This is a genomic window from Nonomuraea thailandensis (assembly GCF_024172165.1).
Taxonomy (GTDB): Bacteria; Actinomycetota; Actinomycetes; order Streptosporangiales; family Streptosporangiaceae; genus Nonomuraea; species Nonomuraea thailandensis.
The window spans coordinates 1,376,554-1,389,099 of sequence record NZ_JAMZEB010000002.1; the positions used below are offsets into that span (position 1 = coordinate 1,376,554).

Annotated in this window: 11 protein-coding genes; 4 read left to right on the forward strand and 7 right to left on the reverse strand. The window is 70.1% G+C overall.

Translation table 11 applies throughout. The annotated features are described in order from the left end of the window. Positions 1–46: 46 nt before the first annotated feature. Entirely contained in the window at positions 47–790 is a 744-nt protein-coding gene (locus tag HD597_RS10455; RefSeq protein WP_253741807.1) for a metallophosphoesterase family protein, read from the forward strand. A 23-nt stretch (positions 791–813) separates the two neighbouring features. Here HD597_RS10455 and HD597_RS10460 read toward each other — a convergent pair whose 3' ends face one another. The 4 genes from HD597_RS10460 to HD597_RS10475 all read right to left on the reverse strand — a co-directional run bounded on the left by HD597_RS10460 (position 814) and on the right by HD597_RS10475 (position 4,987). Continuing rightward, positions 814–2,103 carry an MFS transporter gene (locus tag HD597_RS10460; protein WP_253741808.1) on the reverse strand — a complete coding sequence of 430 codons (1,290 nt, stop codon included), beginning with the start codon at positions 2,101–2,103 and terminating at the stop codon, positions 814–816. Positions 2,104–2,217: 114 nt separating this feature from the next. Further along, positions 2,218–2,571, reverse strand: coding sequence for a nuclear transport factor 2 family protein (locus HD597_RS10465; RefSeq protein ID WP_253741809.1), 354 nt, complete (start codon positions 2,569–2,571; stop codon positions 2,218–2,220). A 33-nt stretch (positions 2,572–2,604) separates the two neighbouring features. Next, positions 2,605–3,012, reverse strand: a complete 408-nt coding sequence (locus HD597_RS10470) for a hypothetical protein (protein WP_253741810.1) — start codon at positions 3,010–3,012, stop codon at positions 2,605–2,607. A 313-nt stretch (positions 3,013–3,325) separates the two neighbouring features. Next, complete coding sequence (locus HD597_RS10475; RefSeq protein WP_253741811.1) at positions 3,326–4,987, reverse strand: class I adenylate-forming enzyme family protein; 1,662 nt, start codon at positions 4,985–4,987, stop codon at positions 3,326–3,328. A gap of 306 nt (positions 4,988–5,293) precedes the next feature. Here HD597_RS10475 and HD597_RS10480 point away from each other — a divergent pair, with 306 nt between their 5' ends. Together HD597_RS10480 and HD597_RS10485 are read left to right on the forward strand one after the other, a co-directional pair. Further along, positions 5,294–6,907, forward strand: a complete 1,614-nt coding sequence (locus HD597_RS10480) for an endo-1,4-beta-xylanase (RefSeq protein ID WP_253741812.1) — start codon at positions 5,294–5,296, stop codon at positions 6,905–6,907. 141 nt (positions 6,908–7,048) lie between these two features. Beyond that, the gene (locus HD597_RS10485) at positions 7,049–7,864 is read left to right on the forward strand and encodes a maleylpyruvate isomerase family mycothiol-dependent enzyme (RefSeq protein ID WP_253741813.1); all 816 of its coding nucleotides are present in this window, start codon (positions 7,049–7,051) and stop codon (positions 7,862–7,864) included. 307 nt (positions 7,865–8,171) lie between these two features. Here HD597_RS10485 and HD597_RS10490 read toward each other — a convergent pair whose 3' ends face one another. Genes HD597_RS10490 through HD597_RS10500 form a run of 3 tightly spaced genes read right to left on the reverse strand, consistent with a single transcriptional unit; the run spans position 8,172 to position 11,235 of the window. After that, complete coding sequence (locus HD597_RS10490; RefSeq protein WP_253741814.1) at positions 8,172–8,993, reverse strand: carbohydrate ABC transporter permease; 822 nt, start codon at positions 8,991–8,993, stop codon at positions 8,172–8,174. After that, positions 8,990–9,907: a carbohydrate ABC transporter permease gene (locus tag HD597_RS10495; RefSeq protein WP_253741815.1), complete on the reverse strand. Its 918-nt coding sequence runs from the start codon at positions 9,905–9,907 to the stop codon at positions 8,990–8,992. The genes HD597_RS10490 and HD597_RS10495 overlap by 4 nt, the downstream gene beginning before the upstream one ends. Then, positions 9,904–11,235 (reverse strand): extracellular solute-binding protein, encoded by a 1,332-nt coding sequence (locus HD597_RS10500; protein WP_253741816.1) that lies wholly within the window; start codon positions 11,233–11,235, stop codon positions 9,904–9,906. The genes HD597_RS10495 and HD597_RS10500 overlap by 4 nt, the downstream gene beginning before the upstream one ends. A gap of 111 nt (positions 11,236–11,346) precedes the next feature. Between HD597_RS10500 and HD597_RS10505 the strand changes: the two genes are divergently transcribed. Further along, on the forward strand, positions 11,347–12,528 hold the full coding sequence (locus HD597_RS10505) for an ROK family transcriptional regulator (protein ID WP_253741817.1): 1,182 nt from the start codon (positions 11,347–11,349) through the stop codon (positions 12,526–12,528). The last annotated feature ends 18 nt before the right edge of the window (positions 12,529–12,546 follow it).

Here is a 12,546-nt window from a genome sequence, read left to right on the forward strand (position 1 = left end):
AGCGAACACGGGCTCCGGCAGGGCTGGGGCGCGGGAGAGTGGGGGCATGAGAGTTGCCGTGCTTTCCGACATTCACGGGGTGCTGCCCGCGCTGGAGGCCGTGCTGGCCGAGCCCGACGTGGCCGCGGCCGACTTGATCGTGCTCACCGGTGACATGGCCGCGGGGCCGATGCCGGTGGAGACGCTCGACCTGCTGGTCTCGCTGGGGGAGCGGGCCCTGTGGCTGAGCGGGAACGCCGATCGGGAGCTGGTCGAGGCGGCGGCGGGGAAGGTGAGCCGGCATGCCGTCTCCCAGTGGGCGGCCGGGCGGCTGCGTGCGGACCAGGTGGAGCTGCTGGCCGGGTTGCCGGCGCGGCAGGTGCTGGAGCTGGGGCGGCTGGGGGAGACCCTGTTCGTGCATGCGACGGCGCGCAGCGACGAGGAGGTGATCCTGGTCGACAGCTCGCTGGAGCGGTGGGGTGAGGTGCTGGCGGGGGAGCGGGCCGCGACGGTGGTGGTGGGGAACACGCACATGCCGTTCGTACGGCTGGTCGATCGGGTGCGGGTGGTGAACCCCGGGTCCGTGGGGATGCCGTACGGGACTCCTGGGGCGCACTGGGCGTTGCTCGACGGGGAGAGCGGCGCGGTGACGTTGCGGTGCACGCCGCTCGACGCCCGGCGGGTGGGGGAGCGGTTGCTGGCGGGGAGCGGGTTCGAGGGGATCGAGGAGTGGGTGGGGGAGTACGTGACCAGCGTGTACTCCGACGCCGAGGCCTTGCGGGTGCTCGCCAAGGCCGAGGGGAGAGGATGAGCGCGGCGGTGGGCCCCCCGGTGTCAGGCGGTGGCCTCCGCGGCTGCCGCCGCCTCCCTGCGGGCCTTCTCCGCGAGCGCGTGCTCGTCCGTCCTGGCGTCGTAGCGCAGGAACTTCGGCAGCGCGGCGGCCAGGCCCATGACGGCGGCGACGCAGAGGATGCCGCCGCTGGTGAGGGAGAAGCGGGTGCCGCCGAAGTTGGCCATCAGGCTGGCCCTGGCGTTGCCCAGCATCGGGCCGCTGGCGTAGGAGAGCAGCTCGATGCCGGCCAGGCGCCCGCGGTACTCCGGCGGGATCGTCTGGTTCCACATCGTCATGCGGAAGATGCCGCTGACCATGTCGGCGGCGCCCGCGAGCGCGATGCAGACGAAGACCAGCCAGACGTTCGGGGCCAGGCCGGTCAGGGCCACCGCCGCGCCCCAGAGCACGGCTGCGACGATCACGCCGAGCCCCTGGCGCTGCACGCGTGCCGTCCAGCGGCCGGTGAGCGAGGCGATCAGGGCGCCGACGGCGGCGGCCGAGTAGAGCAGCCCGAGCGCCTGCGGCGCGCGCAGCTCGTCGGCCAGGAACGGGAACAGCGACGTGGCCATCGCGAACACCATGGCCGCGATGTCCACCAGGTAGGTGCCCATCAGGTCCTTGCGGCTCACCGCGTACCGGACGCCCTCGACCAGCGACTGCAGCGACGCGGGAGCGGCGTCCTCGGCGGGCGGGATCGACCTGACGCGCCAGAGCAGGACCAGCGACACCACGAACGTCAGCGTGTCCACGGCGTACGCGGCGGCCGTGCTCCACGTGACGAGCAGGCCGCCGAGCGCCGGGGCGACGATGGCGCCGAAGTTCCAGCGCAGGCTCGACAGCACGGCGGCGGCGGCCTGCTGGTCGTGCTTGACCACCTGCTGGATCACCGCTTCCAGGCTCGGGCGCTGCAGGGAGGCCAGGCCGGTGGAGAGGGCGCCCACGACGTACAGGACCCAGACCTGCGGGCTGGGCAGGAGCGCGTTGACCAGCAGGGCCGAGCAGGTCACCAGCAGGCCGAGCTCGCTCAGGACGATGATTCTGCGGCGGTCGAGCGCGTCGGCGATGGCGCCGCCCCACAGACCGCACACCACCATGGGCACGAACTCCGCCAGGCTCACCAGGCCGACCGCCAGGTAGGAGTCCGTCAGCTCCTTCATCTGGTACGGCACCGCGACCATCGTGATCATCGTGCCGAACATCGTGATGACGCCGGAGCCGAAGAGCAGCCGGTAGTCGCGGGAATCGCGCAGCGGGCTCAGGTCCAGCGAAAGGTGACGGAGAAGGCGTTTCACGGCAGGTAGCACGAAGTGCAATTGTCGGTCAGCGGCGGAGTGTTGGGCAAATCGTTTTCGCGGGGCACGGCGATGGCCCTCCGGATCTCCGGAGGGCCATCGTGAGCAGGGCGTTCAGGCGGCGGGGACCTTGTCCAGGAAGCCGAGGACCTTGCTGATCCTGCCGTCCGCGGCCAGCTCGACCACGTCGAACCCGACCGCGACCGGCTCCCCGCCCGCCGGCCCCAGGTGCCAGGTGAAGCGGGCGGTGTGGTGGTGGGCGTCGTACAGGTCGCCGGCGGTGAAGACCAGGCCGGGGAACATGCCCTGCGCGCCCTCGATCACCGCGGCGATCCCGGCGTGGCCGGCGACGTCGGCCAGCGGGTCGGTGTAGGTGGCGTCCTCGGTCCAGAGCTCGGCGACGGCCTTGGCGCGGGCCTCGGGGTCGGTCTCGTTCCAGCAGGCGGTGTAGCGGTCGACGAGGTTCATGGCGATCTCCTTCGGGCGGGTTCGTGCGGGGCGTCAGTTCTTGCGGCTCTTGCGCAGGCCGGTGATCTGAAGCTCGGCGAACCCGGCGACCACCAGGGCCTGGGCGATGGCCCAGATCGCGCCGATCGTGGTGAAGCCTGCCGCGCCGGTGACGACTGCGGCGATGCTGGCCAGGGTCCAGATGATGTTCAGGGCGATGACGGCCTTGACGCCGGCGGGGCTGATGTCGCGGCGGGTGGCCAGGAAGCCGACGGCGGCGCCGTACACGAGGAGGAAGACGCCGATGCCGCGCAGGAGGCCGGCGTCCGGGCCGAGCAGGGTGCCGACCGGGCCGGCGAAGGCGAGGTAGGCCAGGCCGTTGCCGCCCGTGACGACGGCGTCGGCGGCCAGCGCCATACGCAGGAACTTCATCCGGTCGGTGGTGACGGTAACGGCGGTCATTTCGGGCTCCTTCGGGAGTGGCCTCGTTCGTTCTGACACCTGAAAGATGTCAGGCCAGGGGTAGGAGCCGCGATTACGCGCCAGGTAATGGGGGGCGGCGATGGCCGCGCCGAGCAGGGGGAACGCAGACTTTGTGAGGGCCGTCACATGGCCGGGCGGGCGTTCCGGTGGGGCGGGGCCGTGTGGGGGCACGCCGACGATCACCCATCATCGCCCCCGCTGGACGCTCAGTGACGACGAGGGCGGCGAGCGCTCCTGGGGGATGGCGGGCGCTCGGGCCTCTGGCGATCCCCCAGGGAGACGATCAAGCGTGTCAGCTGCCGAGGACCTCCCGGCGCAGGTGCGTCTTGAGGATCTTGCCGCCGGGGTTGCGGGGCAGCTCGCCCTCCCGGAACCAGACGTGCACCGGGATCTTGAACTTGGCGATCCGCTCGGCCAGGAAGGTCTGCAGCTCCCCTGCCGTGACCGTCTGGCCGGGGGCCAGCCGGATGACCGCCCCGACCTCCTCGCCCAGTTCGTCGTGCGGCACGCCGATGACGGCGGCGTCGTCCACGGCCGGGTGCTCGAACAGGGCCGCCTCGACCTCGGCGCAGTAGACGTTCTCGCCGCCCCTGATCACCATGTCCTTGGCGCGGTCCACGATGTAGACGAAACCCTCGTCATCGATCTTGGCCAGGTCGCCGGTGTGCAGCCAGCCGGCCACGAACGTCTGCGCGGTCGCCTCAGGCTTGTTCCAGTAGCCGAGGATGACGTTCGGGCCGCGTACGCACAGCTCGCCCACCTCGCCCGGCGCCAGCTCCTGGCCCATCGGGTCCACCACGCGCACGTCCACCACCGGCGACGGCAGGCCGATGCTGTCGGGCTTGGCCTGGTAGTCGGCGCCGCCGTTGCCGATGGCCAGGGCGGAGGTCTCGGTCATGCCGTAACCGTTGGAGGGGGCGCGGTTGGGCAGGTTGGTGGTGATGCGCTCCAGCAGCTTGGGCGGGGCGGGCGCGCCGCCGTAGCCGAGGGTGGCCAGGGACGACAGGTCGTACTTGCCGAAGTCGGGGTGGGACATGAGCTGCCAGGCGTTGGTCGGCACGCCGATCATGGCGGTGACCCGCTCCCGCTCGATGAGGCGCAGGGCCTGCTCGGGGTCCCACTTGTACATCAGCACCAGGCCGCCGCCGCTGAACATCGTGGTGGTCATGGCCGAGAAGCAGCCGGTGACGTGGAAGAGCGGGACGGTCAGCAGCGTGATCCTGCGGGTGCCGGCCGCCGCGCCGACGTCCTTGCCGGCCATGGCGACGGCGCGCATGAGGCCGTAGGCGACCGTCATGGGGGACTGCCCGATGTTGCGGTGGCTGCCGAGCGCGCCCTTGGGGCTGCCGGTCGTGCCCGAGGTGTAGAAGATCGTGGCGGGGTCGTCCGAGGCCAGCTCGACGTCGGGGAGCTTCACGTCGGCCACGACCTCGCCCAGCACCTCGCCGAACGCGCGCGCCCCCGCGGGCACCTCGCCCCTGGTGACGATCATCGGCACGCCCGTCGAGGCCAGCCGCTCGGCGCGCTCGCCGTCGGCGATCAGCACCTTGGCTCCGGAGTCGCTCACGCCGTAGGCCAGCTCGGCCTCCGTCCACCAGGCGTTCAGCGGTACGGCGATCGCCCCCGCCGCCAGCGTGGCCGAGAACGCGACCACCCATTCGGGATAGTTGCGCATCGCCACGGCCACCCGGTCGCCCTTGCCCACGCCGTACTCCTCGACCAGGCGGTTGGCCAGGGTGGCGGCGCGGCGGAAGTGCTCCTCGAAGGTGATGTGCTCGTCCTCGTAGACCAGGAAGACCTTCTCGCCGTGGAACCTGCTCATCTCCAGCAGGGCACGGAAGTGGGCGGGAGCGTGCTTCCACGTGCGTACGCCGTTGTCGCCGATCTCCTCGATCTCGAAAAGCTGGCCGGGGGCGGTGAGCTGGGCCTGGACCTGGGCGTGCGAAAGAGACATACGCAGAACTCCCGCAATGGACGATTATTCCGGAGATTTCACAGTACCGACCGGTAGGTACGTAGCGCTAGACGGTCGCACGGGCACCCGCTGGGCGTGAAAGTTTCATTGATCTACCGATAGTTTCTGCTCGCCAACTGCTGCTTTGGCGACACTGTGAGCTTGCCATTGACCGCTCACGCGCATGTCAATACCGTCTGCGATGCGGTCTGAACCAGGCCGAAACTTTCGGAACCGAGTGCCTGCCTCCGGAGGTAGATGTCCGTGCATTCGTCCTCGCTCCTTCGAATCCTCACGTTATTGGGGATGTTCGCAGCCTTCCTCCTGCCCGCCACCTCCGCGGAAGCGTCAGCGCCGCTGCGCACGCACGCCGCCGCCAGGAGCAAGTTCATCGGTGCGGCGCTCGCCACCAGCCCGCTGTCCAATGAGACCTCCTACCGCAACATCGCGGCCACCGAGTTCAACCAGGTGACCGCCGAGAACGTGATGAAGTGGGACACCGTCCAGCCCAGCCAGGGTCAGTTCAACTTCTCCGGCGCCGACGCCATCGTCAACTTCGCCACGCAGAACAACCAGCAGGTCCACGGCCACACCCTGGTGTGGCACAGCCAGACCCCCGGCTGGGTGCAGGGCCTGAGCGCCAGCGCGATGCGTACGGCGATGCAGAACCACATCAGCCAGCTCGTCGGCCGCTACGCCAGCAACGCCACCGTGGTCTCGTGGGACGTGGTGAACGAGATCTTCGACGACAACGGCGGCTGGCGCAGCTCGTTCTGGTACAACACGCTCGGCCAGAGCTTCGTCGCCGACGCCTTCCGCGCCGCCCGCGCCGCCGACCCGAACGCCCGGCTGTGCATCAACGACTACAACGTCGAGGGCATCAACGCCAAGAGCACCGCGATGTACAACCTGGTCTCGTCGCTGCGCCAGCAGGGCGTGCCGGTGGACTGCGTGGGCTTCCAGGGCCACCTCGCCATCCAGTACGGCTTCCCCAGCGACATCCAGCAGAACATGCAGCGCTTCGCCGACCTCGGCGTCCAGGTGCGGGTCACCGAGCTGGACGTGCGCATGCAGATGCCCAGAAGCTCCAGCAAGGACACCACCCAGGCCACCTACTACCGCAACGTGATCAACGCCTGCAACGCCGTCACCGCCTGCGCCGGGGTGACGATCTGGGGCTTCACCGACAAGTACTCCTGGGTGCCGGACACGTTCTCCGGCGAGGGCGCCGCGCTGATCTACGACGAGAACTACCAGCAGAAGCCGTCCTACACCGCCGTGCACGACGCCCTGGCGGGCGGCACCACCACCGACACCACCCCGCCGACCGCGCCGGGCACGCCGGCCTCCAGCAACGTGACGTCCAACTCGGCCACGCTGACCTGGACGGCCTCCACCGACAGCGGCGGCAGCGGCCTGGCCGGCTACAACGTCTACCGCGAGCAGGGGACGACCGACACGCAGCTCGGGCAGAGCACCACCAACTCGATCAACCTCACCGGGCTGACCCCCAGCACCCAGTACCAGGTGTACGTCCGCGCCCGTGACGGGGCGGGCAACCTGTCCGCCAACTCCGCACTGGCCACGTTCACCACGCAGTCCGGCCCGGTGGGCGGCGGCTGCACCGCCGTCGGCACCGTGCAGAACCAGTGGGGCAACGGCTACGTCGTCCAGCCCGTCACCGTCACCAACAGCGGCTCGTCGGCGATCACCGGCTGGACCGTCACGTTCACCCTGCCCGCCGGTCACACGCTCGCCGGGTCGTGGAACGCCACCCTGACCGTCAGCGGCCAGACCGTCACCGCCAGGAACGCCGGCTACAACGGCAACCTGGCGCCGAGCGGCAGCACCACCTTCGGCTTCCAGGTCACCCGCCCGAGCGGCAACACGCAGACGCCTTCCGGCTACACCTGTGCCTGATCCGGGCGCCTGATCGGGGATCCCCTGGGGCCTGCCCGCCTGCCCGCCCGGCATCGGCACCCGCCCCAGGGGATTCTCTCCGCCCGGAACATTGACTTTTCAACCGTCGAGGGCTGTCGTTCGCCGTAGGAGGTGAACGGCATGAACGAGTGGGATGCCACCTCGTACGCGGGAAAGGACACGATCCTGCGGGTCGTCAGGGAGGAGGCCGAGCGCCTGTTCGCGCTGGCCGAGCCCGAGGAGGCCTGGGAGGCTCCGACCGCCTGCACGGGCTGGACGACGCGCGACGTGGTCGCGCACCTCGTCGACACGACCGAAGGGTACTTCGCCGCCTTCGACACCGCCCGGCGCGGCGGTGACCAGGGGGCGGCGTACGGGCTGACCGGGATGGGGGCCCGCGTCAACGCGCAGGCCACGGCGATGCGCGGGATGCCGCAGAAGGAGCTGCTCGACCGGCTCAAGGCGGACTTCGAGCGCATGCAGGGCATCCTGCGGGAGCTCGGCGAATCCGAGTGGGCGGGGCTGACCGTCCCGCACTACTACATGGGGCCGCTGCCGGCCTACTTCTACGCGGCGGGGCAGCTCATGGACTACGCGGTGCACTCGTGGGACATCCGGCAGGGCACCGGGCGCGCGCACGGGCTGCCGGGGGAGGCGGCCGACCTGCTCGTGCCGTTCATGTTCGTGCTGTGGCAGTCCACGATCCGGCAGGGGGCCGATCTGACGCCGTTCGAGCTCGGGATCCGGGTGAGCGGGGTCAACGGGGGCGACTTCCGGGTCTCGGTGGGTTCCGGCGGGATGACGTACGCTCCTGGAGCCCTGGACGGGCTGGCGGCGGTCATCGAGTTCGACGCCGGCAGCATGGTGCTCACGACGTTCGGGCGCGGCAACGCGGGGACGGTCAGGGGCGACCTGGCCGTCGCCGACCGGTACCTGAACCTGTTCTTCCGGATCTAGCGGCCGACTGGGGTTTCTCGGCCTGCCGCCCATGGAGCCGGCAGGCCGAGGGCGACGGCATCGAACGCCTTCGCCCGGGTAGGGGAGGCGCATGGCGAAACTCATGGACCGGGTAAGGGCGTACCTGCGCAGCCCCCAAGGCAGGCAGACGGTGGAGAAGGCGAAGCGGATGGCTCGTGATCCGAGGAATCAGCAGAGGGCACGAGGCTGGTTGAACAGGCTTCGCGGCCGCCGTTACTGACCTCGGGAAGTCCACGGGCTGGGAAGACGGGGGAGGGCGAGGCGCGCGGAGGCCGTTCGGCGGCGGTCAGCCCTTCACCGAGCCGCCGAAGTTGAACGACCCCGCCAGGTACTTGTTGACCGCCACGTACAGGACCACCGCCGGAGCCGTGTACAGGATCGAGAACGCGGCGAGCTGCCCGTACGCGACCTGCCCGTACTGCGAGAAGAACGTGTAGATGGTGACCGCGGCCGGCTGCTTCTCCGGCGTGTCCAGCAGCACGAACGGCGCGAAGAAGTTCCCCCACTGCCCCACGAACACGAAGATGGCCACCACCGCGATCCCCGGCGCCATCAGCGGGCCCACCACGGCCCGCAGCGACTGCACCCAGCCCGCGCCGTCCACCCAGGCGGCCTCCTCCAGGCTGACCGGCACCCCGTCCATGAAGTTCTTCATCATCCAGATCGAGAACGGCAGCGAGCTGGCCGTCAGGAACAGCACCATCGCCGGCACGGAGCCGTACAGGTTGAACCGGAAGAACATCGCGTAGACGGGGACGAGGATAGCTGTCACCGGCAGGCCCGTCGTGAACAGCAGGGTCAGCATGAAGTGGCGGCGGTAGCGGAGCTGGTAGCGCGACAGCGGGTACGCGGCCAGCCCCGCCACCAGGACCGTGAGCAGGGCCGTGGACCCCGAGATGACGATCGAGTTGATCAGCGGCAGGACGATCGTCTCCCAGGTGAGCACCGCCTCGAAGTTGTCCAGGGAGAAGGTGAGCGTGGGGGCGGCGGAGAGCGAGGCCTCCGGCTGCACGGAGGCGATCAGCACCCACAGGAACGGGCCCAGGAAGGCCAGCGTGATGACCAGGAGCGACAGCAGGGCCGCCCCCCTGGCGGCGATGCGCGTCATGCGTCCTCCACCTTGATCAGACGCAGGTAGACCAGCGAGAACAGGGCGCCGATGACCAGCATGACCAGCGCGATGGCCGAGCCGTAGCCGATCTCGAAGTAGCGGAAGGCCTGCTCGTACATGTAGAGCGGGGTGGTCTGGCTGGCCGTGCCGGGGCCGCCGCCGGTCAGCGCGTAGATGAGGCCGAAGCTCGCCAGCGTCTGCAGCGTGATCAGCATGAGGTTCGACATGATCGAGCGGCGGATCAGCGGCAGCGTGATGTGCAGCAGCCGCCGGAGGGGGCTCGCCCCGTCGACCGCCGCCGCCTCCACCAGGTCGGGCGGCACCTCCGACAGGGCCGCCGAGTACACCAGCATCGAGAACGCGGTGCCGCGCCAGACGTTGGCCAGGATGATGGCGAGCATCGGGGCGGTGTAGAGCCACTCCTGCGAGATGCCGAGGACCGTGTTGAGCGTGCCGTCCTCGGCCAGGAACGAGAACCAGCAGGCGGCGGCCACGATCTCGGGCATCACCCAGGCGCCGATGACCACGCCGTTGACCACGCTGCGCGTCACCCGGCCGCGGCCGCGCTGGAGCAGGGCGATGATCAGGCCCAGAGTGTTCTGGCCGATCACGGCCGAGCCGATGACGAAGACGAACGTGAGCAGGAAGGAGTTGACGAAGTTCGGGTCGCCGAACATCCTGACGAAGTTGTCGAAGCCCACGAACTGCGAGTTCACCGAGGCCGAGCCGGTCAGGGTCTCGTTGGTGAAGGCGATGTAGACGCTCCACAGGATGGGCCCCGCGAGGAACAGCGCCAGCAGCGCCAGCGCGGGAGCCATCGGGAGCAGCCAGCGCAGGACCCGCCGCCGCCGTGCCGGGCCGCCCGCGGGCGAGCCGGTCACGGCGGGTGACGGCGCTGTGGCGACCGTCATCGGGCCAGGACCTTGTCGGCGCCTCCCACGGCCGTGGGCAGCGCCTTGACGTAGGCGGCGGTGGCCTCCTCAGGGGTGCGCGAGCCGGTGGTGACCGCCTCCATCGCCTCCTGGACCTGCGCCGACACCTTCGGGTACGCCTCGTACGCCGGCCGGTAGTGCGTCACCGCGGCCAGGTCGGTCCAGAACTTCACGCTCGGGTTGTCGGCGGTGTACTCCGGGTCGGCCGCGACGTCCTTGCGGGCGGCCAGGTCGCCGGTGCTCACGGAGTACGTCATCGAGTTCTCCTTGTTCGTGGCCACCGCGATGAAGTCGAACGCCTCCTGCTTGAGCTTGGTGTAGGAGCTCATGGCCATCACCCAGCCGCCCGACATGCTGACCGCTCCCGGCTCCTCGCCGTTCTGCGTCGGCATGGCCGTCCAGCCGATCTTGTCCTTCCACTCCGGCCACGGCTTGGTGCTGGTCGGCTTCCAGGCCGCCGCCGTCCAGGCGCCGTCGAGCGAGATGCCGACCTTGCCCGCCGGGAACCACTCCAGGTTGACCTTGTCGGCGAGCTTGGCGTTGTGCGCGTCGGCCTGCCTGGGGCCGAGCTCCTCCCGGTAGACGGTGTCGATGAAGGTCAGGGCGTCGGTGAAGTTCTTGCCGCCGGCCACCCACTTCTGCTGCGTGTCGTCGTACAGGGTGCCGCCGGGGGTGCCGTACAGGAGCATCTCGAAGCCCTGCATGGTGGCGGCCTCGCCGTGGATCTTCGTGGAGTACATGCTGAACGGGACGGTGTCCGGCACCTTCTGCTTGATGGCGCGGGCCGCGGTCAGGACGTCGTTCCAGGTCTTCGGCTCCCACGGGACGGGCAGGCCGGCCTTGGCGAAGACGTCCTTGTGGTACCAGAGGCCGCGCGTGTCGGTGCTGATGGGCACGCCGTAGATCTTGCCGTCGGCGCCCTTCGCGGCCTGCTTGACCGAGTCGGGGAACTGGGTGTTCCAGTCGGGCCACTTGGCCAGGTAGTCGTCGAGCGGGGCCAGCTTGCCCGCCGCGACGTCCGCGTTGACCTGGAACGTGTCGTGGTAGTAGAGGTCGGGCGCCGAGTCGGGGGAGCGGTTGAGCAGCGCCAGTTTGGTGTAGTACGCCTCGTTGTTGCCCTGCACCGGGGTCAGCTTGATCGTGACGCCGGGGTGGGCGGTTTCGTACTGCTTCTTGGCGTCGCGCAGCATCTTCTCCAGATGCGGCCACGTCGGTTCGACCTTGTAGAGGACTTCGAGCTCCTTGGCTCCGGACGCGGATTCCTCGGCGGCGTCGCCGCCGCAACCTGCTGCTGTCAGCGCTGTCAACAACACGAGGGAACCAGCCAGGCTACGTCTCATCACGGCCTCCCCTTGTTTCCTTGGGTTGCGGAGAAACGTAAATCTTTTTGATTTACTAAGTCAACACTCTGTGGTGACATGGCTCACATGCAGCAGGGCACGAACCTGCCCAAGGTAGGCAGCTACAACCGCGCCGTCGTGCTGGAGGCCATCCAGGCGTCCGGCGGGATCAGCCGGGTGCAGATCGCCGCCGTGACGGGGCTCACCGCCCAGACCGTGTCGGTGATCGTGCGCAGGTTGCTGGAGGAGGGGCTGGTCGTCGAGGACGGCTCCGCGCCGTCGAGCGGCGGCAAGCCGCGCACGATCCTGCGCGTGGACGCGGGCGCCGGCTACGCGGTCGGCGTGCACTTCGACCCGCAGGAGCTCTCCTGCGTGCTGGCCGACCTGGCGGGCAACCCCGTCGCCCGGCTGCACCTGCCCCTGCGCCCGGAGACCAGCCCCGACGCGGTGATCCGCAGGATGGCCAGGGCGGCCCGCAGGATCCTGCGGGAGGCCGGGGTGCCCGACGGCAAGGTGCTCGGCGTGGGGCTGGCCTGCCCCGGGCCGCTGGACGCCGACGGCGTGATGGTCTCGCCGCCGCGGCTGCCCGGCTGGGACCGGGTGCCGATCAAGGGCCTGCTCCAGCAGTACACCCGCTTCCCGGTGACGGTGGACAACGACGCCACGGCGGCGGCGATCGGGGAGCGCTGGGCGGGCATCGCGCGCTCGGCTCCCGGCTTCGCCTACCTCTACCTCGGCACCGGGATCGGGGGCGGGCTCATCCTGGACAACCAGGTCTACCGGGGCAGCTCGCTCAACGCCGCCGAGTTCGGGCACATCACGGTGGAGCCGGAGGGGCCCGAGTGCTACTGCGGCAACCGGGGGTGCGTGGAGGCCGTGTGCTGCCCGAGCGCCATCGAGGCCGCGCTCGGCAACGGCGCGGACCACGCCGCCATCTGCGCGGCGGCGGCGCGCGGGGAGCCCGCGGCCCGCCGGGTGATCGAGCGGGTGGCGCAGCGGCTGGCCGACGCCGCCGTGAGCGTGGTGAACATGCTGGACATCGATCTGCTCGTGCTCGGCGGGCCCGCGCTGAGGGAGGTCGGGGAGATCTACCGGGAGGTGATCGCGCGGGCCGTGGCGGAGCGGCCGCTGGCCAGGCGGCTGCACGCGGTCAGGGTGGAGACCTCGCCGATCGCCGCCGACGCCGCGGCGATCGGTGCGGCCTCGCTGGTCTTCCACGCCACCTACGCGCCCCGCCTGGGCGCCCTGGTCCAGGGCTAGCTCCGGGCGAGGCGCGCG

Excerpts from the sequence above, each read along its gene's own strand:
- HD597_RS10480 (WP_253741812.1), top strand. The coding sequence starts at position 5,294 with ATGTTCGCAGCCTTCCTCCTGCCCGCCACCTCCGCGGAAGCGTCAGCG.
- HD597_RS10490 (WP_253741814.1), bottom strand. The coding sequence starts at position 8,993 with ATGACGCGCATCGCCGCCAGGGGGGCGGCCCTGCTGTCGCTCCTGGTC.
- HD597_RS10485 (WP_253741813.1), top strand. The coding sequence starts at position 7,049 with ATGAACGAGTGGGATGCCACCTCGTACGCGGGAAAGGACACGATCCTG.
- HD597_RS10475 (WP_253741811.1), bottom strand. The coding sequence starts at position 4,987 with ATGTCTCTTTCGCACGCCCAGGTCCAGGCCCAGCTCACCGCCCCCGGC.
- HD597_RS10470 (WP_253741810.1), bottom strand. The coding sequence starts at position 3,012 with ATGACCGCCGTTACCGTCACCACCGACCGGATGAAGTTCCTGCGTATG.
- HD597_RS10495 (WP_253741815.1), bottom strand. The coding sequence starts at position 9,907 with ATGACGGTCGCCACAGCGCCGTCACCCGCCGTGACCGGCTCGCCCGCG.
- HD597_RS10455 (WP_253741807.1), top strand. The coding sequence starts at position 47 with ATGAGAGTTGCCGTGCTTTCCGACATTCACGGGGTGCTGCCCGCGCTG.
- HD597_RS10465 (WP_253741809.1), bottom strand. The coding sequence starts at position 2,571 with ATGAACCTCGTCGACCGCTACACCGCCTGCTGGAACGAGACCGACCCC.
- HD597_RS10505 (WP_253741817.1), top strand. The coding sequence starts at position 11,347 with ATGGCTCACATGCAGCAGGGCACGAACCTGCCCAAGGTAGGCAGCTAC.